This is a genomic window from Pseudomonas sp. yb_9 (assembly GCF_043103635.1).
Classification (GTDB): Bacteria; Pseudomonadota; Gammaproteobacteria; order Pseudomonadales; family Pseudomonadaceae; genus Aquipseudomonas; species Aquipseudomonas monteilii.
In genome coordinates this window covers 94822-116880 of the sequence record NZ_JBICKA010000006.1, presented here as the reverse complement: position 1 = coordinate 116880, position 22059 = coordinate 94822, and the positions used below count along the sequence as shown (strand labels likewise).

The window sequence follows — 22059 nt, the reverse complement described above, 5'->3', positions numbered from 1 at the left end:
AAGGCGAAAAGGCCGCCCGCTTGCCCGCCACCAGGACACCCACATGCTCTCTCTGTTCCAGCGGAAACGGCCTCCGGTCGCTGCCGCTCCGTCGCCAGCACCCGTCACCGATCTCCCGAAAGGGCTGCTGCAACCGGAATCGGCCGCATCGCTGCTGGCGACACCGCGCCGGCAGAAGCTGCTGGAACACATCTGGCAGCGAACCTCGCTCTCGCGCAGGCAATTCGCCACCCTGTACCGCACGCCCCTGGAACGCTACGCCGAGCTGGTCCAGGCCTTCCCGGCCTCCGAGGCGCATCACCATGCCTACCCGGGAGGCATGCTCGACCACGGTCTCGAAATCGTCGCCTACAGCCTGAAGCTGCGGCAGTCCCATCTGCTGCCCATTGGCGCCAGTCCTGAGGACCAAGCGGCGCAGGAGGAAGCCTGGACCGCTGCAGTTGCCTATGCCGCGCTACTGCACGACGTCGGCAAGATCGCTGTCGATCTGCACGTCGAGCTAGCCGACGGCAATACCTGGCATCCGTGGCACGGCCCGCTGCGTCAACCATACCGCTTCCGCTACCGTGACGATCGCGAGTACCGGCTCCACAGCGCCGCGACAGGCTTGCTCTACCGGCAACTGCTTGACCGTGAAGTCCTGGATTGGCTCAGCTGCTATCCGTCGCTGTGGGCACCGCTGCTCTACGTCCTGGCCGGGCAGTACGAGCACGCTGGCGTGCTGGGCGAATTGGTGGTGCAGGCCGACCGTGCTTCCGTGGCCCAGGAACTGGGCGGCGACCCCACACGCGCCATGGCCGCGCCCAAGCACGCGCTGCAACGCAAGCTGCTGGAAGGGCTGCGTTACCTGCTCAAGGAGGAGCTGAAGCTGAACCAGCCCGAAGCCTCCGATGGCTGGCTCACCGATGGCGCGCTTTGGCTGGTGAGCAAGACAGTTTCCGACAAGCTGCGCGCGCACCTGCTGTCGCAGGGCGTTGACGGTATCCCGGCAAACAACACCGCCGTGTTCAACGTGCTGCAGGATCACGGCATGTTGCAGCCCACGCCGGACGGCAAAGCGATCTGGCGCGCTACCGTGACCAGTTCCACCGGCTGGACCCACTTGTTTACGTTGCTACGGCTGGCACCCGCGCTGATCTGGGAATCTGGTGAGCGACCAGCGCCCTTTGCCGGGACGGTGACGACCGACGCGGCACTGGCGGGCGAAGCTGCCGAGGCAGCGGCCACGCTTTCTGCGGACGGCGCAGCGTCCGCCTCCGAGAACCAAAACGCTCCGCCAGCGGAAGGTAGTGGCATCGTCTCGGCCTCTCCACCCAAGGCCCAGGCCAGCCCCGACGTCATGGCGGACATGCTGGCGATGGTGGGAATGGGGGATTCGTCAACCACCGAGGATGTGGAAACCGCCCCGGACGAAGTACCCGCAGCTCTCCCCGATGCGACCCAGCCGCCCTTGGCCGCCGCTGCGCCTTCGTCACCGGCCTTCACGTCCTCGACGACACAGCCATCCGGCGAGCACTTCATGGCGTGGCTGAAACATGGCATCGCCACGCGGCGGCTCATTATCAACGATGCGAAAGCGCTGGTGCATACCGTGAGCGACACCGCCTACCTGGTCAGCCCTGGCGTGTTCCAGCGCTATGCGCAGGAACACCCGCAGGTAGGCAAACTGGCCAAACAGGAGAACCTGCAGGATTGGCAGTGGGTGCAGAAGCGCTTCGAGCGACTGCAATTGCATCGCAAGCAACCAAGTGGCCTGAACATCTGGACTTGCGAAGTCACAGGCGCCAGAAAATCGAGGAAGCTACATGGCTATTTACTTATCAAACCAGAAATGGTTTTCGAATTTACGCCTCCAAATAACCCATATCTATTTTCAATGAAATTTCCCGGCCTATGAAGATCAAGATATGAAAATCATCTATCAAAATTAAATGGTCTCATCAGTATTTCCATCAGAAACACTAGATATGTGAATAGCGTTCGCACCATCGTCACCAGTGAGGTACAGGCGCAGCGCGTAGAGCAGATCGGGGGTGCGGTCGCCTGAGGGTTTCTGGATGTTGATTTTCACACGGGAGAAGAGCTTGATGTTGGACAGTGTGACAATTTCTGTCACTCGCTCGATTTTCTTGGCCAATTCCTTGGTGATTTTTTGATGCGGCTGAAGGAGAATCTTGATTTCGGGGGTGGATGATGCACGGGTGCGAAGCAGGCCGAGCAGAAGTTCAAGCGGTTCTGTCGTGGCGCGAATCCAGTTGCGAGCAGTCCACTCGTCTTTCCGGGGCGGATATTGCTTGATGTTGAGCATGATGTTCAGAGCATTCAGAATGGACTGCAAGTTGGCGAGGCTGAATTTCTCAACAAACTGCTGCTCTCGCCAGATGGCATAGGCCAAAATACTGAGCGCATCATTTGACGGATTCGCAACGAGCTGGGATAGCAAATCTTTCTGCCATTGCTGCGAAACATCACCAAGCGCGAAGCCGACGGCTCGCAGGTCACGAATTTTCTGACCCTCAACCTGCCCGGTTATCCACTGAACGCAATTTTCAGGCGCATCCTTGTGCATACAGGCCATTAGAAATCGAATTTCATTCTTTACTTGCTCAGGAATGCCACTCTCGTTCAGCAGGGCAACGAGGTGTTCTCCTCTGGCCTTCATTGCGTCGGCAAACCCTTTCGGACATTCACGGTCTCCAGTCGAGCGCCCATCGCGCCAAACCTGAATGACAGGAAAGTAAAGTCTCTTGCGTATACTGGCAACCAGATTTTTTGCTGATTCTTCGTCAAAGTTTTTCAGACGCACTTCATCTTTGTATCTCGGCCCTGCCACTTTCCAGCCAGAGAATTTCCCATCGCGCTCCTGAAGCTCGAATGAAATTTCTGCCCCCTCAGTGAAGTCGGCGTAGCTCAGTTCATGAACAAAACTGTTCTGATGAATGAATACAGACTCATCGGTGGATTTACATGTAGCAAAGGTAAACTGCCCGCCTATTTTGTCGGTCAGCCACTTTCTGTTTACCGTGCCAGTCGTCCTCTGTTTGGGGCGGATGTAAAAATCACGGTCAAGCTGTTCAATTGCCCTTTCCACCCAGTCCAACAGATCAGAGGTTTTATTACTGTCTTGCTTCGGAAACCGCTGCAACTCCGCCCAAGTCATTGGCTGCGGATATTCCGGCGCAGGGGCATCGGTAATTTCTTCCGTGCGTCGCCAGGTAGCGCGGATGGGTGGGAAAGATTTGTCGCGCGGTGTGAAGACGAGTTTATAGGGATCATCCGCGCCGTATTCAAAGGTCAGGTTCAACTCGCAGTCAACCTTGTTTTCCAATGGGAAGGCGGGTGAATCGAGACGAGCAGAGAAACCGAAGTCGTCACCCTTATCGCCGACATAGAGCGGAAACGAGTAATGCGGCCTGCCAGCGGGCAGTGTGAAGAATTCATCAACCGGGATGGTGACGGGTTTACCCCGAATGGGTTTGACTGTCGTTCCGCGCAAAACCAGGTGGAATCGTTGCTGATGTCCATCCTTCATCACTTTGACTGAAAGCTCAGGAATCTGGTCGCGCCAAAGTGGAATATCAGCCACCTGTTGTTGTAAAGCATGTAGATGGATTCCGCCCATAACGGGGCTTTCCATCAAATTGATGCAGAACGCGAAATTCCCGATGTTTGGAATACGCTTCAGGTGTGCTGCCTCAATGAATGGGGGCTTTGCCGGGCGGATCGCATCGTGCCACCGCCCGTTGGCATCCAGCGTGATGATGTCGTAGCCGCTGCCACCTAGCCTTTCTGCTTCCTCGCCAGGGATAACAACCGGCGGGCAACGCTCCCAATAAAAGCCTTTGGTGATGGGAAGACGTTTCGCCAGGTCTTTGTCGCGCTTGGCGATGAGCTTGGTGGCGGTCGTCTTGCCGCCAATGGAATCAACGACGATGATGGCGTAACCCTCGCCCGTGATTTTGGCCGGGTCAGCTTGAGCGAACACGGCCGCCACACTTCGCGGCAACGGCTCGGCATTCGGGAAACGCGCGTTGAGGTTGCGACGGATGACTTCAAGCTCGAAATCGTTGAGAAAGTCAGGCGCAAGCCAGATGAGTGTATCGTTCTTGAACTCTTCGCGTAGCCGAGTAGTGAACGCGCGGGCGGCGGGGTCAAAAAGCTCAGTGGCGTTGTCTTTGGCGAAAAACAGATCTGGCGCAGAAATGGTGGTCGCATCGGGATTCAGCCAAACGGCATCGGAACCAAAGAGTTCGATGTCAACGGTTTCATTTTCGCGCTGCCACCTCTGCCAAAGAAAGGGGGCCGCCAGCGACTGCGCTCCTTTTCCGTCACCACTGGCATAGCGGGGATGCAGGGCTGTGATATCAACACAAATTGGTTCGGCACTCGCGCTTTGTCGCAAATGCCGGGGCATCTTGTACTTCACTTCCTTGAACAAAGGTGGCTTGGAAGTCCACGGAAGAATCTCAAACTTTTCATAATCGAATAGTAACGGTATCTCAGCAAAAAGATGCTTTCCATCAAGCCACATTTGCGCGCATTGCTGCCAAAGGCGCATGGTTTTCTCGCGGACATCCAGTTGAGAAAGGTCGCTGGTGATGTCCTCATCGAGGGTTTGCAGCCAGCGCCATGCATCCCACACGTGACGGTAATCTCGGTGTGCTAGTAGCGTGTTGTTAGGTGGCAGATTTTCCCAATTGCCGATGGCTTGCGCCTCATCAGAACGCAACCATAAGTAGATTTTTGATAGAAGCTCATCCTCTTGACCGAGACAATCACCGCGTAAATCAAGCATTTCCGCAAGGCGAATGGCAAAGGCTTTCAGCAAGCGATTTTCCGGCAGGTCGACGGATTGAAAACGACGCACAGCCTGTATGTAGGGGTTACCTGCCAGTTTTTCCCGAATGGTACGACCCGGACGATTACTCAGCTTAATAAAACTGTTGGCATCCAGTTCACGCACAGCATGAACAGGCAGTAGAGCGTGTTCGCGGCGAGGACTTTCGTTGAGAGAATGAAATAATCGCTCGACAGAAGCGCGGCAGTGTTCCGTTATGCGCCAAAGGCGGTCACGGGTTATCTCACTCGCTTCTGGCTGTGCGACTTTGGCGAGGAACCCTGACAAGGATTTCGGCAGAGCCGCGCCGGTCTTAGGATCGAAATCCGTGATTGAACCAAACCAATTCATTTGCTCAAGCAGTTTTTTGGCAAGTTTTTCTTTGGCACGGAAGTCGGTATAGATTTTTTCCAGAGTAATACTCATTGCTTGGCGTGAATCCTTCCTGCTCTGGCATTTTCTTCAAGTTTCACGCGCAGCTCATCTCGTTGCTCTGGTGTCTTTAAGTTCCACATTTTATGACGCTTGTCTGAATCTGGTTCATCTTTCATAAAAAGGGAGTGTGGCAATTCAGCATTGTCCGAGTCTCGACTGGCCGTGGATCTATCATTGGTTTCCGTGTCACCGACGTTTAGGTAATTTGCCGACTGCCAAATAAACTGACCATAGCCAAGATCACAGGCAAGGTCGAAATCCTCTGTCAGATTGAATGAGTTACTGCCGATTCCTGTAACGAGTTGTCCACGAATCCTGTCCAGGCACTCTGTCTTGCTCTTGCCGCGTGTATCAATACCCCGCAATTTGGGCATGACCTTCTGCACGAGTTGATCCTCGAAGGCGACATGCATAGCTCTGGCAAGCGCATCTTTATCGCGTGCAGCACGGACATCCGGGTAATTGGCCATGTAGTATTCAATGGATTGCCAAACGCGGTGACCGAGGGCACGGCCTGTAACCGCTAAAGAAGCATTGATTGCTTCAATGAATTTTTTGAACGGGCTGACTTGATCGTCGGAGAAGTTGCTGCCCTGTGCTAGCCAACTCTGCCACGACGTTTTGTGTAGCGCCGGGCCTCGATTTTTGTCATCAAGTGGAGCAAGCTTCAGGCGGCGTTTGAGTTCCGTCGGGCGCGGAAAGTTGATGATGATGGAACGGTCAAGCACCTTGTCCGAAAGGGACTTGGTGGTTTCGTCCTGGTTCATCGTCCCTGTCCAGAGTACATTACGACCGAGGGGAAGCTTATAGGGTTCCATGCCGGCGCCAATTTTCACCGGTATGAACGGAACATCATCACCCTTTCTGCCACGCCGCAGTTCTAGCTTGCTCAAAAACTCTGCAAAATAAAGCTCAGGGTGTGCCAGATTCATCTCATCAAGCAGAACAAGACACACTGCGTCCTGCAATCCTGGATAATCTGCTTGTTTCAACGCTTCAATCAGCTCTTTGTCCTTCTCAGGGTCAAGTGCTATTTGCTGATCTGGCGACATACTCTGCCAACGTCTAATGCGCTGTTCATATTGTTCGCGGCCTGATATCTGACTTTGCGCGAGAAAACGCAGCACCGGCTGTGCATCGAATTTATTGTCTATGGAATTGAAAAAGCCCAGCATGGATTCCTGCGAATCCCAATTAGGCTGGACAGACAGCGGCTCGAAATAAATTCCGCCAAAGTGCGAGTAGAGGCGCGGCAGTTCGGATTTTCCGGTTCCGGAAACCCCTGCCAGGACAGTGAGCGGCGACCATTCCGCTGTTTTGAGAGCTGTATGAAAAGCTTTCAAAATACGTGGATTGAAATGTAGTCCGTATGTATCGCAAGCATTACCAATCCCAGTGAGCCAAGTTAGCTCATCGATCTCGTGCTGCACCGGCTGCTTGACCTTATCCACACTGATGTGCGGCATCTCAATTTCTTTGTAGCGAGCGGTAACTTCAGCAGGGCGCTCATAAGCTGCACGCAAACGCTTGAGTTCGGCTTGCGCTTCGTTGGCTGCTCCCTCGAAGATGGATGCCCTTTGCGCCAGAGATTTGTTTTCGGCGTTGAGCTCCGAGCCTTGACGGCGCAGCTCGCCAATTTCAGCGACCGCAGCCTCATTGGTGGAAAGTTGCCGTTCTAACTGGTCTGCCCGTGTTTTCTGATTTTTGGCTTCTGATTCAAGGGCTTGATACCGCTCGCGCATTTCCTCAGTAGGTCGGGTAGCAAGCTCCTCTCGTAGGCGTTTGAGTTCGTCGGCCTGGCTGTTCAGCGCACGCAGAATTTCAGCAGGGTCTTTGCCACCAAGTTGCAACTTTAACTGTTCGAACGCGCCGAGAAGTTCGTCTTGAGTTTTAAACGCCTCGCGCAGTCGAATGTTTTCCTCTTTGGCAGATTGCAGAGCAGCCTCTAGCGATTTTCGGCGATCCTCAACACGCCTCTCAACCTCATCGTCCAGTTGCTCGCTGCGCCTCTGGTTCTGCTGTTCCAGCCGTTGTTCTTTGCGTTCGAGTGTCCGCTCTGAAGTCTCAAGCTCTGCCTGTCTTCCTTCGACTTCGCTTTGCAAGGCGGAGAGTGCGCCTTTTTGTTTCTCAAATTCCGTGCGCTCTGCATTCAACTGCTTTCGAGCGTCACCCTGTTGTTTTGTCCATGCATCGCGCTCTTGGGCGATTTCTGTCCGAATGCGCTCCCGTTCGGCGTTTTCGGCATGGGCAACCGCACCCAGTCGCTTTGCTTTCAGCTCGGAAATTTCAACCTCCAACGCTGAAAGGTTTTTCTCTCGCATCTCGGCAATTGCTCTTTCGCCCTGGGCGCGCTTTTCACGCAGCTCATCATTCAGCGCGGCTCGTTCATCGGCAAAACCTGCATCACACTTTTGCTCAGCCTGCGTGACGGCCTGCTCGCGCTGCGCCAGCTTGGCCTTGTCTTGCTCGATGACTTGACGCTCTGCAGTCGCATCCCTTTCACGTGTAGCCACGGCGGTTTCACGGCTGGCGATTTCGCTTTCCTTGGTGTTTATCCAGCTCTCACGCGCGTTCAAATCGGCAAGCCGCTGGGCTTCGGTGTCGGGTTGGACGGGGCTGTTCATTTTCAAGATTCCATAAGTGTTCTGATAGTTGTGAAAGCAGCTTTGCGAAGCTGTGCGATGTTCTCTTTGGGCAATGGCAGCGGCTCGTTGCCATGCCCACGCCGAGCGATAAGGTTTGCCATATCGCCGATCAAGGACGGCTGCGTGTCATGAATTGCGGCAAGTTCATCAGCATCGCTCACCAGCAGCCATGCAAGAACGCAAGCCCCGAGCGTTTGGCTGCCGCCTTGCAATGCCTGGCGCACAGCCGATGTTTTGACGGTTCGCAGGCTCTCCGACAAGCCTTCGCAGAAACCAGCCTCAACAGCCTTGCGTTCAGCCGTGTCTTTGAGCTGCGCGTCACTGGTATCGGACGGCAGCCTGCCTGTCAAAGCTCTCTCAAATGATGACTGGATTGCGGCATAAAGGTCGCGGACATAGGCCAAAGCGTCATCCCCGTCATGGCAAGACTGGAAAAAACGTTCCGCGTGAACCAGCCGGTCTTGCAAGTTTGCGCCCAGGCGGTTGAACAACTGGTGGCCGAACTCCTCCTGAATGCTAGTGCGGGCATCCAGCAGTGCATCACCCTGCTCGTCCTTGTCCGGCGCGGTAGGAGGCGTGTCGGTAAACACGATGCCTGGCACAAGCGCATGAACGACTTCGCGCATGAACGAATCGTCAGTTAGTGCCTGCTGCGGTGCGTCTGCGCCGCCCTTGCCGTGGCCCTTCTCGTTGCGTTTGGCGTTGATAGCGAACAGGCGAGTGATGAGGTCTGAATACGCGGCCGCAACACGGCGCAAGGGATGCAAAGCGTCGTCTTGCGCTTGAAGCAAAGCTATGGCAAGAACCGTCTCTTGGAACGCGCCGCCGTCCTCAAATTCCCGCAGCTTACCTTCCCGAATCGGCCTGAAGCCAATCGGCGGCTGCTCAAGACAGAGGGCTTTCGCGGCCTGCTCAAGCAGGGCTGCGTGTTGGTCTTGCGTAGTGAATTTCAGCCTTGCAATAACGGAATCAACCGGTCTGCGGCAGCAGGTATAGAACAGCGCCCATTCGATTGCGGCATGGATTTGGGCGATGGAGCGGAACGGGCTATTCCGCAAGGGGCGCAAATTGGCGACGAGCTTCGGGTAGCGTTGCCGGTTGGCATCGTTGTCGAACGGCTCTTTTGGCGTGGCATCCTGCTTTTCTGGACGAGGAGTGCTTAATGACTGTTTCCAACCATGCAGCCACTTGCTGAGGCTTTCATCCTGCTCCAAAAGTTTCTCGAACGCATTTTCGAGAATCAAGGAGAAACCGTTGCCGAACGGGTCAGCTATACGGAACTCGCCATCGCTTTTCTGGATGGCGATAGGGCAGTCAAGGTGAAGCAGCTCGGGCTCGGCGACTATCGTGATCTGTTGGACTGCGGGCATCTTGCTGTCCTGGCCGAACGCAGACGAACGCTTTTTCATGGCGCGCAAAGTTCTGATTACATCACGCGGCGCTGGTATCGCTTTTCTGCGGTCACCATCCCAGCGGATTACCCGGAAGTCTTTGTCCTCGCATTCCTTTTTCCGCATGGGGTTTGTGTCGTCCAGCCGATGCAGAAAAGGCAGAATTCTCCCGGTGGCGAGTTCGCGAAAGACCAGCGCAGTGACAAACACCGGCGCGCGCTCATCTTCACGCTCCCGCTCAATGACGGCATTGTGTTCGTCAATCAAGTCCTTGTCTTGCAAACGAAGCAGAACGCTCTTGACCAAATCGAGTGGGATGCGGGTTTCAGCCGCCAGCGCATCGGCATCCATACGACCGGCAGCGTCGAGTAGTTTCAGGATGACACGCTCAAATGCGTTCAAGCCATTGCCATCGTCAAGAACTCTGGGCAAGGTCACGCGGTATGCGTTCAGCGGCCACGCAAGGTGGCGCGGCCTACCGATGGTCTCACCGAAGGGGGCAGGTTTGCCGTAATCAAGGAGCCTCAACATGGCAGCATCACCCCTTGCTCGCGGCATATCTGAAGGAAATCCACCAGTCCAGGCACGAACTCCTTCGCGAGTTCACTTTGCAGCAACCCCGTATCTCCAACGACCACCAGCAGCTTCTTCTGACGGCTCATGGCGACATTCAGACGGTTGTAAAGACAGAGATGGCCAAACAGCGCTCTAGCTTGTTTGTCGCGGTCATCATCCTTTGGCTGCCAGTTTTGCGGCAAGGTTCGCACCATTGAGAGGAAGACGACATCGAATTCCATGCCTTGGAAAGAGTCCACCGTTCCAACACGCAGTTGCTTGTCATCGTTCACGATCCCGCCGAATTTCCTTTTGAGTTGTTCCCTGATGCTGTCGGCCTGCGCCTTATAAAATGAAATAACACCGAAGGAGAGATCTTTCCCTGCATCCGAACTCATCCACGCCTGTAACTGGCGAGCGATGACAGTGACTTCTGCGGGGCGCGTCCAACTGGTTCCGTCCTTTTGATGTTTTCCTCTTTGTGCTGGTACATCCATCCAAACGGCAGACTTGCCGTTCGTGCCTGGCAGATCATGGGCGAAATCGCTTGCTGGTCGCCCGGAGCCAAATTGCTCCTCCGGGTCGAAGCGTTCATAGAAATTTCTACTGATAAAGCTGCCCAGCAGCGGATGCATGCGGTATTGCTTGTCCAGCGTGATGCAACGTGGTGTAACGCGGCCAGTGGTGCTGTCGATAATTGGGAAGTTCTTGTCCAGTGTTTTTAAACGCTCGGAGAACAAATACTGAAACATGGATTTTTTTAGCCAGTCATTTTCGTCCTCACCCGTTTCGCCTTCCTCCATCTGGCGAGCCACCTCTTCGTCAATGATGTGCGGCAATTGTCGATGGTCGCCGACCAGAATAATGCGCTTGCCTTGCGCCATAGCCACCATCAAATCACGAGGCGAGACACGGGCGGCTTCGTCCACGATGACATATTCGTATTCCATGCCTTTCTGGTTTTGATTGACATCGCGCCCGACAAGCCCTTTGCGTTTTTGCATTGCACGATTGACGCTCTGCTGGCTGGTGGCGGCAAAGGCAAAACTGTATTCGGACAGGGCATCTACCATGCCATAGGGGTTGCCTTCCAGTTCGGCTAGAAACTCGGCCAGCGCAGCAGATTTTTTATCCTTAGCCGAATACTCGGCGTTTTTGATGCGTTGTATGGCGAATTCTGCCAATGCAAGCACTGCGTCGTTCTGCTTTTCCACGCGAAGAATCGGTGGAGCGGTGAACCGGGCGAGGAGCCTCTTTTTCAACGCGACCAGGTTGTCCAAAAATGGCGCTGGGCCATCTTCATTGCGCCACAGACTGGCTTTGTCCAGCAGTTTGCGTTCGTCTTCTTCAAGCACATCACGCAGGTCATCCAGTGCGTCCATCGCCCTTTCTGGCCCGTCGTCAGAAAAGCTTTCATGGCGAACGCGCAGACGGCGCGCTGCATCAAGCCATTGGGTGGAGCCATCGTTGAGGTTTTCCTCGTGCGCGAGCTTTTTCGCCAAATTCGTCGACCGTCGAGCGCCGTCTTCGCCAAGAATTACACTGCCGAGCGCTGCGATTTTCCTAGCAAGGCTGGCGGCCAGCACGCGTGACGGGGCTTGGACATATTGCAGGCACAGGTTTTTTATTTCCCGTTCCTGCTCAACTTCGGCAATCTGTGGGTTTCGTTCACGTAGTTCGGCGGCCAACTTTGAACACCAATCCTCAAGATTGCGCTCGAAGGTGCTGAGATCGTCTTCCGTCGCGCCAGACCGTTTGCCGAATTTCGGCACGGGCAGGCTATTGAGCGAGAGCCGCTCGATCATGTTTTCCACCGCATCGTGCTGAAAGCCTGTCAACAGAATTTGGCCTTTGATGCTCGCGCCGCGCTTGTCGGCCATCTCGTTCAGGCGCTCCAGAATGGCAGCGATGACGGTGGTCTTGCCGGTACCGGGCGGGCCTTGGATCAACGCTATATCTGGCGTTTTTAGGGCGGCCTCGATGGCCTTTTCCTGCATGACGGTGGGCGGATTGCGAAAGACCTTGTTGCGAACGAAGGCCGTGAGCGGTTGAACTTTTTGCGATGGCCGGATCTGTGTGATTCGCCCCTGCGCCTCAATCAACAGCCCAAGCTGGGGGTTGGCGGCACGGCCTTCCAGAATGGCTTGACGGGCGGCCATGCGGCGCTTGATCTGAGCAGATTCGCCCGCCAGCGACAGGATGAGCGTGCCGAATTCCTTGGGTAGAGCCTCGGCTTTAAGCGTGAGTACGCGAGTTTCCTCGTCAAACTCTGCGACACTGAAATAGGTATTTTTCTCGCGCAGCTCGCGTTTTTCACCGAGCTTGCTGTGTTCCCCCTCCTTTTTTTCGATCCCTCTCGCAAAATCCGTGAAGCTCAGGTTTTCATCCTGCAAGTAGTCCGGCAACTCGTCCACCAGTTCAACTTCAGGTACTGCGCCTTGTCTCAGTGCGCCCCACGCAGAATCTGATGCCTGCGCAATACGAACTCCGACAGTTCCATCCCGTTTCGGCACCATCTCCGTGAATTGCAAAGCACCCACTTCGCGTGCTTGCTTGAGCAGCAGTTCACCTTCAACCTCACCAAACTCGTCCCACTTTTTCAGATAGCTTCCATCGTCCTGAGTGAGTGCTGTCATTTGCGCTTTGGCAAGAATTTGCACTTGTCCCGCCTGTGTCCAGTCCACAAAACGCAGCCGACCTTTGGCCAGGCGTAAGGTGCGGTCAGGTTCCTTCTTTGGCTTGGTTAGACGGGTGGCGATGTAGATAGTTTGGCCGCCTGGCATTGCTTTTTCGGTGGCAATGAAGCGGATACCTTCGCCAGTAACACAGAAAGCGTTTATTCGGGTCGGCTCCGCAGCTGCATCGCGTGGCGTGTCCTCGCCGACAGGTTTCAGTTCTTCATCAATCGCCGGGCCAGCAGTCAGGAAGAAAAATGCGTCGTTTCCCTGTTGGAAGCAGCAAAGTTCGCCCAGCCTCTTGTAAAGTGCCTCACCCTTCGTCCGCATCTTTTCTTGCACATACTCATCCACACCGATTTCAACATCGCCCATTTCCAGGCAGACGCCGGTGAAAAAACCGATCTTCAGCTCGATGCTGCCATCGGCGGCAGGGTTTTCAAGTTGTGCAAGCAGGGAACGCCCACTGGCAAGTTCAGCGTTGAGGCGGCGGATGTCAACAGCCGCGACGGGGCGAACGAAAACAACCGCGTCTCTCAGGCGGATTTCAAATTCATCTGCGCGGGATAGGCTGGCCTCTACCGAGAATACTGGCTGCTCTTGCAGGGCTTCGACATTGTCAGACCGCTTGATGCGGACAGTTATGATGTTGACAGGAATGTCCTGAAACTTCATTTGCAGCCCTCCACGAACTCAAAGGTGAGGTTGTCCGGGAAAGGCAGCGTGCCCCGCACGGGGACTGCGGTTTTGGCCGCGCAGTTCAGCATGGCTTCGTATGCTGTGTTATCGAAATACTCGAATGAAAACGGGTGAAAAAGCCGCTGCGGCAATCTGAACTCCGTGGCACCACCAGGAATCAGGATTTCCCAACGTGGCGTTTTGACGCGAATGAAAGCCGGGCGCGCCGCGCCACAATACGGGCATTGCGCGTATTCATCGGCGAAATGGCTCATGCCACATTCGAGGCAATCCAGCGACTGATCCGCCGCCCTCGCAAGCTCCAATGTCCAGAACGCCATTGTCGGGCGGCGGTGCGGCAGTTCACGTCCTGCACCGAAAGTTTCCTGAAACAGGCGGCGTAATCCTTCTGTTGCGACTAATACACGGGGCAGGCCTCCAACTCCTTCGTTGGAATCGTCATCTTCGTCATCCACGAAAGGCAAGAAACCAGCGAATGCCTGTTCGTTCAGATCGGTGGCAGTGCCATTGGGCGCAGGGTCGGCATCCCAGCCGTCTTCTTCATCTTCGGGCTCCAGTACTTTCTTGCCAATGAAAGGGTGGCAAAGCGCCAGTAGCTTGAATGTCATCACAGCGAAAGCCCAGCAGTCGGTTCGCGGGCGGGATTGGTCACGGCCCTGCACTACCTCCGGTGCACCGTAGCCCGGCGTATAGACGGACACACCGCCGCTGGGTAACTCCAGGCGCATATTGTCGGCATCTATGAGCCAGACATCGGTGGTGTCGTCTTCGCCAATGAAAGCGTTGTTGGTGGAAATGTCGCCATAGACCAGTCCAGCGCTGTGCAGGCGGGCGAGGATGGCAGCGCACTTGGCAAGCGCGAGCGAACGGCGGCGGGTGGAGCCAGTTTGTGCGTAATGCAGTAGTCGCAGCGCCAGGTCCTTGTCAGGAATCTTCGTCAGCCATTGGGGCAAGGCTTGGCTTTGATCTTCCAGCTTCTTTTTGCTTCTGCCGTCCAAATCGAAACTGGCGAAGGGCTTCATGCCGTTCAACAGACGCATCACATAGCCCGGCTCGTCGCGCAGGATGGCGAGTGGCAGGGAAACGGGGATGCGCCGTGGTATGGGCAACAGGCGGACGTGCTGGAAGCGCTCGCGCAGATTGGCGTTTTTGTCCGGCTGGCCGGCAGCGTCCAGCGGCTGCTTGACGGCCAAATCCGCATCCTTGGTGCGATAGACCACGCCTTGTCCACCGCGCGCAAGCTCATCGGCCATCTGATGAACATTGTTGTATTCATCCACAAGTGGCTTCAGAGCCTGGTGTTCGGCGTTACTCATCTGCAACCTCCTCACTGCACAGGCAGGCGAGGGTTTTATCGTCGCTGTGCTTGGGCGTGGGCCAGTTTTCGAGCATCTCGTGGATGCGCCGGTTGGCACTTACCGGTGCGAGGGTTCGATGCGTTTCGGCGAAACTGCTCACAAACCCGTCAGCGTTATCCAAATCGTCAGCCACCCCATCGGTGCAGAGCAATACTGCGATGCACTGCTCCCCCGGCAGCGACAAATACTGCCAGTCTTTGGCGGAGACCTTGGAGGACAGCGCAGTAGTGATATTGGAGAAGCCTTGCGTCTTGTTTTCCGACAGCGAAACCACTGATCCATCGGACTTGGCAATAGCGGCAAGTCCGTCGCCAAGCATCCCTAGGTGGATTACGCCATCCAGGTGTAGTGCGAAGAGACAGGTGGCCGCGCAATCGCGAGGTTCCAGCGGAGCGACAAGCCTCAGCCAGTTAGCTTGGATGTTGCTAAACAGCGCGTTGTGTTCGATTTCACCACCGGTGCAACAAGCCCGGGCTGCGAACTCGACGGCGAGACAGGCAGCATGGCTGCCGAAGCTGGAGAAGGGCTTGGAGCCAACTCCGTCGGACACGACGATGCCATCACCCCAAACATGGTGAAACTTCGCCCATGCATCCTGATTTGGCAAACCTTCGGCGATATGGCTCGGGCCGCGAACGCTTGCCCCAAAACTTTTCCAAAGCGTCATGCCCATTCCTCATCCGCCTGCAGCCAGTTATCGAGTACGGCGAGCACTTCTTCTGCGGCAAACACCTTTGCGCCTTTGAGCCCCTTGGAAAGATGTGGGTTGGCATCCGCGCCGATTTGGATGACGCGCAGCGTGTCCGGCGGTAGACCTTCCTGCCAGCGGCTCAGGGTCTTCACGTCGTCTCTTGTCCAGAATCCATCCGTGAGGATCAGAACCTTTCCATCCGGCTCGTTACCCAGCAGTTGAACCAGCGCCTGGCCATTGGTGCTTCCATGGCAAACCAGCATTTCGACCGGGAGATCGTCCGTGACGCTCCAGTCCGGGATGCTGCGTGCCTCGCTGCTCCAAGCACAAAGGCGGATTTCCGCCTTTCCATACCCTTGCCGCACCCATTGCGCCACGGTCGTGGCCAAGGTTCGCAGGATGAAGGGCTTGCCTCCTTCACTCATGCTGCCGGAGATGTCGCAAACCAAATGGAGCATCATGGCGTTGCCTCACTCGCTTCAGCCCGCTCAGTGATGCTGTTCATCATTGCCGTTATCTGCTCAGAAAGTGATGCACCACTCCAAAGCATCAGTCTGGCATCTTTTATTTTTTTCTTGGCCGACTCAGTATTTGGGGGAACACAGCAGGCAACGATACCGCGACCTTCAATTCCTCCGTAGAAGCGCACAAGGTTCTGCAGCTTCATAATCTGCTCTTGCGTTACATTGCCCGCCTTGCATTCCACGATATAAAGCGAATAACCGTCGGTGAATGTGATGTCCAGCTCGTTGTATTCAACACCGAAGCTCGAATAGCCTTTTGACTCTTCTAAATTCAAGTTCAGCTTGACATTGATGCGCAAGTCTTGAATGACGCCAGCATCCTCGTAGGGTTTGCACTGCAAATAAACAAACTCCTCGAACCAGCCGCCAGATAGGTATTTGGCGAAATCAGGCCATTTCTCAAATCTCAGATCCAATCCGTAGCCCTGGACGGATACTGCCTCCATGTCATCCAGCTTGAAATTGAAGCCGTCACGACAAATCTCGAATGGCCTGAATGCATTGTTATAGTCGGTAAGTTCTCTATAAAATCTACGCACCTTGTCACGATGCAACCAAAGAGCCTTGGTCAGAAGTTGGCGACTTGGCGATATATCCTTCATAAAGGAACTGCCTGCAATCTCCAATCCGTCGCTATTCAGGCGCAAAAATGTTTCGATTGAATCAATCTGCCTGATTTTTTCGCGCCGAACACTGTCAATGAATGTGACGTGACGATTCTTGCTATCAAAATAAAACGGAACAGCGCCCAGTTGACGCGCAGCAGAGAGCGCGCCAGCAAACATCAGTTTTGTGCCGCCAGTTAAATTGATTCCAATTTGTGTTTTTTCTGGAAATTGCTTTGCCAGCTTGGTGATTTGTTCGTGAACAGCGCGATCATCCCAGGGGTCAACGGTAAGTTCATGCAGGTCCCGAGAGCCAATAAAGGTTCGCATACATGCAGCAGGGAAGTCTTTTGAGTTGACAAAAATGTGATGCGCCGACTCAAATTGCCGGATGCTCAACAAGGCAGGCATCCGTTGCTCACCAAAAAGATGGAATGTCACATCGAACCCGTTGGAGATGCCTCGGATCGCAGCCTGTTTTGAGCTGTGTCGCTCAAGCCACTCGGCAGGCAACGCTATGACTTCGGGTGCTTTGCCAATGATGGACGATGCTATGAGTCTTTTTTTGAGTTCAGGGTAGCTCAGCGCCGCGAGCGCCCAGACAAAGGCCATCACCGGAGTTCCTGGGCTGAGATAGAGCGTGACGAGCTTTTCACCTGGCTCCTGTTCAACCCCATCCAGCGCCCGCATTGCACTAGCGTAAATACCTTCGGTGTCGTTGAGCTGGTAAAGTTTCTCGCTATTTAAACGGATCCTTGCGTTGCAGCCCAGGGCGGCGGTTTTCTTTTTCAGCCAGGCTTCAAAATGTTCATGTGCGACAGAGGTATTAGCGAACCTGGAGACAAACTGATTAGTAAGCTTCCAGTCTTTCTCTTGCCCCATGCTTCGTATTGACGCCAATTCAAGCGTGAACGTCTTCTGCGCCTCGATCAATTCGCAGGCATCATTATCCGTCCGGGTGTAACCCAGGATAATGATGTCCGAGTAGGACGCACCCGCAAGGGCGCTCGCAATAGGGCCGTCGGTATTCTCAAACCCCAGAGACGCGCGAAAATCGGTGATTCCATACCACGTGAGCAGAAACCTCTTCATTGAGTGCTTTCCTGAACATATGGCCGGAACCATGTGATGTCATTCGTCATTTTGTTTACGAATACAGCTCGGCTCGGTTTTTCAATACCTTTGAACTTACCAACACCGCCACTCACAAGCGATCCGGCATCGTCTTCGTTCATGCAGTACGCCACGCGCAATTCGAAAAAGGAGAAAAGGTCTTTGCTGGCACTGGCACAGCGCTGCCAACGGTCAACAAAAATAAATACAAACGTCCCCTTTCTTGGGCCGTCCTCGGCGAGACGCTTTAACAAGTCAGCCGGGGTAGGTGGTTCGCCAGGCTTGAGCGATCTAAACGCTGGGGCTGGCTGTAGTGCTTTCTCGGAATCCAGGCCATCGATAATCAATGCTACGCGGCGATTCCCAATATCGTCTGATATCGCTTGAAGTGGTAGCTCGGATATATCGTCGAATATCTTGAGGCGTGCACCGAGCATCTGCGCTGCGGCTGAGAATCCTCCTCCTGGGGGGACCCCGCGCGCGTTGAAGTACACGATTTCATCAAAGCCATCGACGAAAGTCAGACTAAAAAGCGTAGCGGACAGGAGTCCATCGTGAATGTGGTCATTGTAGCCGCTGAATAGAACATTGAACGCGGATCGACGAGGAAGTGGTACCGTCAACGGTTTTGAATCGAATGCGAGGTTTTCGCCCAAAAGAAGAGCTTCTTCATGCGCACAAGCTGTCTGATATTCAAAGGGAGACGGTATCTGCGGAAGGAATGCACCGCTGAAGATTTTGGTTTTTTCAGCCACCCCAGAAAGAGATGTACGCGCTATCAACTTCGTCAACAAATCACGTCGATGCTCACTTTCTCCGGCGAATGGAATCATGAACTTCACATTGCCGGATTTGGCACCATTAGCATTGTTGATGATGCCTTCAGGTGGGCTGCGCAGCTCTGCGGCTGCCCAATTCCCGCCCCCGAGGATCATTGCGGAGTCTTCCTGCCCACAAGCCAGTGCAATACGGCATCCCAACTGGGTGATGATGCTTCCGATTGACTGTGCGTTGATGCCTTTCAAAGTCTGAGTAGCCAGGAGGATGTGAATACCGAACGAGCGCCCCTGTTTCAAGAGCTTCGACAGCAGCTGCTCAGCAGCTTCTGCCACCTGGCGACTTTCTGAGAACAGAATTTGGAACTCATCTATGACTAGCAGAACGCGGGGCAACCGTACCCCGCTTGATTTACGGTATTCGCTGAAATCGTTGACATTTTTTGACTTGAATATGCGTGCACGCGTTTCCAGTTCATCCACAAGATGCCTTAATACAGTGACGCCATATTCAGGGTCACTTTCCGTAGCGACAAGGCGGGCCTGTGGGACTGGGGGCGTTGCGTAAATATTGAACTCAGTCGATTCCTTGTAATCCAGTAGATAAAGATCAAGCTCCTCGGTCGGATATTTCTCGCATAACGTGTGAATCAAAACATGGAGCAGATTGGATTTTCCCGAGCCTGTCTTCCCCGCAAGCAGTACATGATGCTCGGAGTCCGTCGCGCCCAGTCTCAGGGTCGCGAAGTCGCCTGCGGTCGTCCAGCCAATGGGAATATCAAAGCCACCAAGAGTCGTCTCCCCCTTGCCGAAGCTCGTCCAGAGATCAGGCATCGTTTTCTTGAAGCGCGTCTTGGCAGCACAATCTTCAACGAGCTTTGCGAGAAAGCCATCCAGCACATCCTGTCGCGGCCATTGCTCCGGCTGGTATGTGAATGACAGCTCGCCAGCCCCAGCGCGTTGCAACAGATCATTCAGTTGCGTGGTTGAGTTTTTCAGCGTGGCGTTGAGCTTTTCATATCGCCGGTCTTCCATGCGCTGCTCATCAATTGCAATGATGGGCAGCACACCGCAGCGTGGACCGTTTTCGCAAATGCGTCCAAGGAACCAAAGAGATTTTTCCGATATTTGCTCTGGCACATCAAAGAGCAGTACTACCTTGTAAGGCAACGGGGCATCGGGTTGAACTGCGTTGTATTGTGACCAGTTGGATGCCTTGTCATTGAACCGCTGCTGGATCAACTCCTCGATTTCGTCCGTCAGCTTGCCGAGCGCGGCTTCGATTTCGTCCGAACGAGTAAGAACATGACCTTGCGGCACCAATTGCTCAACCTTCAGCAATGGCAGGAATGGCTCGACCGATTGCCCCTGCTGCAGGGGGTCAATCAGTGTCAACTCTATTTGACCTACTGGCAAAGCCTGCAGCAACCGTAACAAGAGACAATGCACGAGGTGTTTCTGCTCTGCATCGCCTTGTGGAAAAATAAGAGCGCTGGAGAAGGGAAATGAGATGACTTTTGAGGCATGACAAGAGAGCTTCTCAAAAGAGACTTGCTCCGAGCCAAGCACAAGACCTGCTGGAATTTCCGATGCCATCAATGGCTTGTCTACGACAAAATCCACGAAGGCAGGCTGATGTTGTCTAAGCTGCGAACTTGCGTTCGCTATAGCAGTTGCATTTCTTTCCCACTCTTTGGCAAAGCCTGCCTGCCAATTCGACTTCCTTATGCTCCGATTGCGCTCCTGATCTTCGTTTAATGCTTTTTTAGTGGTATCGAATTCGCGGTCGATGCGCGCACAACCTTCTTGATAGTCCGCAATTGCCTTGTGTAGCTTGGAAATTACGCTCTGAATATCCTTCGCGCTTCGACTCATTGATTCCACCCACTGTCTTTGAACTGCAGCTCGCGCGCATCATTCAAGGTTCGATCAATGGCGAACGCTTGCTGCTTGAAAGCAGCATTGAGAATGCGGAGTGAATCGACTTCCTTGAGAATCGGATCAAGTACATCGGCAACAATGGATGCGCCGAACGTATCACGCACTCCCTCGCGAAATTTTCCAGTACACATCGCAGCCATTCCAAAGGCCTCATCAAACATTAGCTTCCTCCTCTTCCATATCACCATCGATTGGAAGTTCGAGAACATAGTCGTCAGCTACCGAGAGGTTTGGAAACAGGGGCGCGCAAATAGTCCCAGGCAACAAGTAGCTCGACTCGAACTCAGGGTTCTTGGCCCTGATTTCGCTTAGAAATGCGCGCCACTCTTCCTCGGACAACTCAATCGATCTGCAATCAACTGTCAGCTCCAAGAGGCGTGCGGTGGACGCATCCACGCCATCCATATCTCCGACATTGACTGCATGCAGGAGGACATCAACTTCAGCCCGGACTTGTGCGAGAAGGTCATGGCTAATAATTGCGAAACGTATTTTCATGGTTGCTCCTCCTCGTTTTGGCGGATGAAATCAAGACAGGACTGATCTATTTCATTTTTCCTTGGCAACATTCCCACCATTGGTGAGCCAGCTTCGCGCAAGGCATCGCGCAGTTCTTTCTGTTTTTCTTCTGGCAAATCGTGGATGTCTCGCGAGCAAAGAGTGCACTGCGCATCGGCTTGCTTGTGCCCTTCGGCCTGAAAAATCATGTGATCTTTCTGCGAATAGAGGTATTCCGCCTTGCCGCATTTCACTTCGAATGCCATCGAGCCGCCCACCGGAGCCCCCATGCCCTCACCACGCCCCAGAATGACCGGAACCCGCAAGTCAGTGACTATCAAATCTGTTTTTGTGTAGCGTCCGTTGTCGCCCACAAAGGTTCGCCCTTGCGTCTCGATCCGGCCGCCAAGTGGCGCAAGTGCGTGCCGAACTATCTGTTCGCCGAATTCACCACTCAGGTGTATCCGTGCCTTACGTGCGACGATGTTTCGCTCTGCATCACCCTTGGCGGCTACCCATTGGTTACGAAATTTATCGACCTGCTTGCGATACGCTGGATCACGGTCGTAAAGATATTCCTGAAGCAATCGTCTCTGCTCTGACGATAGGTTCATGCGGTCTCGCAATATATCTGGCGTCACGGGACGGCCATCTTTGGTTGGATCCCATTTCAACCAAGCATGGAATTGCGCAGCGGACGGGTTTGTCGCGAGATAAGCATCCAGTGCTTGTTGCGCGGATATCAAGCGTGCAGTGCCAGCTTCAATCGCCTGATCGACAGTTGCCAAGTGCGCATTGCATGCTTGTAGGGTCTGCTCCAGGGTATGTTCCGCCATCGCCTCGGCCTGATTCGCAAGATCCACGCGCTGCTCCATGGATATGCGATCTCCTTTCGCCACCTCAAGCTCTGCTCTTGCTTGCTCCAGCATGCTCTGAGCCTGCTCAACAGCGGCTTCTGCTTCAGCCACGGCAGAGTCCTCGCCGGAGCAGTCCGGGCAACGTCCATCGTCATCGTGCGGCTGAGCAAGGCAAGCAGATAGCGCAGACTCGGCGGAAGAAAGCGAGCTCTGACTGCTATCGAGCGCTTGCTCAGCGCCGTCAACATTTTGCGTGGCGGCTTGCTCCTGCTGGATGGCGCTTTCCAACATGCTTGCGCTGTTCTGCGCTTCTTCACGAGCCTCTGCGCATTTCTGCTCCGCAACAGCAATTTGTTCGCGGCATGCGGCCTCTAGCGCCTCGCGCACTGACTGCAGATCGCGCACGAGGTCTTCCAAATTCTCCACTTGCCCAATTGAAACTTGTGCCATTGCGACCTC

13 protein-coding genes are annotated in these 22059 nt (G+C 54.4%); 1 reads left to right on the top strand and 12 read right to left on the bottom strand.

Annotated features, from left to right (window positions below):
• Positions 1-43 precede the first annotated feature (43 nt).
• Positions 44-1897 (top strand): MobH family relaxase, encoded by a 1854-nt coding sequence (gene mobH / locus ACF8MI_RS00780; RefSeq protein WP_012205994.1) that lies wholly within the window; start codon positions 44-46, stop codon positions 1895-1897.
• Between the two features lie 30 nt (positions 1898-1927).
• Here the strand turns inward: mobH and ACF8MI_RS00775 are convergent, their stop codons facing one another.
• The 12 genes from ACF8MI_RS00775 to ACF8MI_RS00720 are packed head-to-tail and all read right to left on the bottom strand — an operon-like array spanning position 1928 to position 22050.
• Positions 1928-5263 carry a cold shock domain-containing protein gene (locus ACF8MI_RS00775; protein WP_012205995.1) on the bottom strand — a complete coding sequence of 1112 codons (3336 nt, stop codon included), beginning with the start codon at positions 5261-5263 and terminating at the stop codon, positions 1928-1930.
• Positions 5260-7896, bottom strand: a complete 2637-nt coding sequence (locus ACF8MI_RS00770) for a chromosome segregation ATPase (RefSeq protein ID WP_008265595.1) — start codon at positions 7894-7896, stop codon at positions 5260-5262. The genes ACF8MI_RS00775 and ACF8MI_RS00770 overlap by 4 nt, the downstream gene beginning before the upstream one ends.
• Before the next feature lie 2 nt (positions 7897-7898).
• Positions 7899-9839, bottom strand: a complete 1941-nt coding sequence (locus ACF8MI_RS00765; RefSeq protein WP_392517305.1) for a hypothetical protein — start codon at positions 9837-9839, stop codon at positions 7899-7901.
• The gene (locus ACF8MI_RS00760; protein WP_012251131.1) at positions 9833-13213 is read right to left on the bottom strand and encodes a DEAD/DEAH box helicase; all 3381 of its coding nucleotides are present in this window, start codon (positions 13211-13213) and stop codon (positions 9833-9835) included. The genes ACF8MI_RS00765 and ACF8MI_RS00760 overlap by 7 nt, the downstream gene beginning before the upstream one ends.
• Positions 13210-14553 (bottom strand): serine/threonine protein kinase, encoded by a 1344-nt coding sequence (locus ACF8MI_RS00755; RefSeq protein ID WP_012205999.1) that lies wholly within the window; start codon positions 14551-14553, stop codon positions 13210-13212. The genes ACF8MI_RS00760 and ACF8MI_RS00755 overlap by 4 nt, the downstream gene beginning before the upstream one ends.
• Positions 14546-15262, bottom strand: coding sequence for a PP2C family serine/threonine-protein phosphatase (locus tag ACF8MI_RS00750; RefSeq protein WP_012206000.1), 717 nt, complete (start codon positions 15260-15262; stop codon positions 14546-14548). The genes ACF8MI_RS00755 and ACF8MI_RS00750 overlap by 8 nt, the downstream gene beginning before the upstream one ends.
• Entirely contained in the window at positions 15259-15747 is a 489-nt protein-coding gene (locus ACF8MI_RS00745) for a hypothetical protein (protein WP_012206001.1), read from the bottom strand. Before ACF8MI_RS00745 ends, ACF8MI_RS00750 begins: the two co-directional genes overlap by 4 nt.
• On the bottom strand, positions 15744-17507 hold the full coding sequence (locus ACF8MI_RS00740) for a Card1-like endonuclease domain-containing protein (protein WP_392517304.1): 1764 nt from the start codon (positions 17505-17507) through the stop codon (positions 15744-15746). The genes ACF8MI_RS00745 and ACF8MI_RS00740 overlap by 4 nt, the downstream gene beginning before the upstream one ends.
• Positions 17504-20179, bottom strand: coding sequence for an FtsK/SpoIIIE domain-containing protein (locus ACF8MI_RS00735; protein ID WP_153425799.1), 2676 nt, complete (start codon positions 20177-20179; stop codon positions 17504-17506). Before ACF8MI_RS00735 ends, ACF8MI_RS00740 begins: the two co-directional genes overlap by 4 nt.
• Positions 20176-20406 carry a hypothetical protein gene (locus ACF8MI_RS00730; protein WP_223919892.1) on the bottom strand — a complete coding sequence of 77 codons (231 nt, stop codon included), beginning with the start codon at positions 20404-20406 and terminating at the stop codon, positions 20176-20178. The genes ACF8MI_RS00735 and ACF8MI_RS00730 overlap by 4 nt, the downstream gene beginning before the upstream one ends.
• Complete coding sequence (locus ACF8MI_RS00725; protein WP_012251128.1) at positions 20399-20743, bottom strand: hypothetical protein; 345 nt, start codon at positions 20741-20743, stop codon at positions 20399-20401. The genes ACF8MI_RS00730 and ACF8MI_RS00725 overlap by 8 nt, the downstream gene beginning before the upstream one ends.
• Entirely contained in the window at positions 20740-22050 is a 1311-nt protein-coding gene (locus ACF8MI_RS00720; RefSeq protein WP_223919893.1) for a hypothetical protein, read from the bottom strand. The genes ACF8MI_RS00725 and ACF8MI_RS00720 overlap by 4 nt, the downstream gene beginning before the upstream one ends.
• Positions 22051-22059 lie beyond the last annotated feature (9 nt).

Bases quoted from the DNA above. Each gene is read 5' to 3' on its own strand.
- ACF8MI_RS00730 (WP_223919892.1), bottom strand. From the start codon at position 20,406: ATGTTTGATGAGGCCTTTGGAATGGCTGCGATGTGTACTGGAAAATTT.
- mobH (WP_012205994.1), top strand. From the start codon at position 44: ATGCTCTCTCTGTTCCAGCGGAAACGGCCTCCGGTCGCTGCCGCTCCG.
- ACF8MI_RS00735 (WP_153425799.1), bottom strand. From the start codon at position 20,179: ATGAGTCGAAGCGCGAAGGATATTCAGAGCGTAATTTCCAAGCTACAC.
- ACF8MI_RS00770 (WP_008265595.1), bottom strand. From the start codon at position 7,896: ATGAACAGCCCCGTCCAACCCGACACCGAAGCCCAGCGGCTTGCCGAT.
- ACF8MI_RS00720 (WP_223919893.1), bottom strand. From the start codon at position 22,050: ATGGCACAAGTTTCAATTGGGCAAGTGGAGAATTTGGAAGACCTCGTG.
- ACF8MI_RS00740 (WP_392517304.1), bottom strand. From the start codon at position 17,507: ATGAAGAGGTTTCTGCTCACGTGGTATGGAATCACCGATTTTCGCGCG.
- ACF8MI_RS00755 (WP_012205999.1), bottom strand. From the start codon at position 14,553: ATGAGTAACGCCGAACACCAGGCTCTGAAGCCACTTGTGGATGAATAC.
- ACF8MI_RS00750 (WP_012206000.1), bottom strand. From the start codon at position 15,262: ATGACGCTTTGGAAAAGTTTTGGGGCAAGCGTTCGCGGCCCGAGCCAT.
- ACF8MI_RS00775 (WP_012205995.1), bottom strand. From the start codon at position 5,263: ATGAGTATTACTCTGGAAAAAATCTATACCGACTTCCGTGCCAAAGAA.
- ACF8MI_RS00765 (WP_392517305.1), bottom strand. From the start codon at position 9,839: ATGTTGAGGCTCCTTGATTACGGCAAACCTGCCCCCTTCGGTGAGACC.
- ACF8MI_RS00760 (WP_012251131.1), bottom strand. From the start codon at position 13,213: ATGAAGTTTCAGGACATTCCTGTCAACATCATAACTGTCCGCATCAAG.
- ACF8MI_RS00745 (WP_012206001.1), bottom strand. From the start codon at position 15,747: ATGATGCTCCATTTGGTTTGCGACATCTCCGGCAGCATGAGTGAAGGA.
- ACF8MI_RS00725 (WP_012251128.1), bottom strand. From the start codon at position 20,743: ATGAAAATACGTTTCGCAATTATTAGCCATGACCTTCTCGCACAAGTC.